The 232-nt window shown below is 60.3% G+C and carries 1 pseudogene; it reads left to right on the top strand.

The features are described from left to right. Window positions 1-232 (top strand): annotated as a pseudogene (locus KVT32_RS31775) (tRNA 2-thiocytidine(32) synthetase TtcA); the annotation flags it as partial.

The following is a 232-nucleotide window of genomic DNA, read 5'->3' as shown; positions in this document are numbered from 1 at the left end:
CCATTTCGATATCGTCGCGGTCAATCTCGACCAGAAGCAGCCGAACTTCCCGGCCGAGGTGCTGCCGGCCTACCTGGATAAACTGGGTATTCAGTACCACATCGAGAACCAGGACACCTACAGCATCGTCAAGCGCCTGATCCCGGAAGGCAAGACCACCTGCTCGCTCTGTTCCAGGCTGCGGCGCGGCATCCTGTACCGCGTCGCCGACGAACTCGGCTGCAACAAGGTC

The sequence above is a fragment of the Achromobacter sp. GbtcB20 genome (assembly GCF_019091095.1).
Lineage (GTDB): Bacteria > Pseudomonadota > Gammaproteobacteria > Burkholderiales > Burkholderiaceae_B > Achromobacter > Achromobacter mucicolens.
The sequence above is the reverse complement of the archived record's forward strand: the minus strand, read 5'-3'. Positions and strand labels throughout refer to the sequence as shown.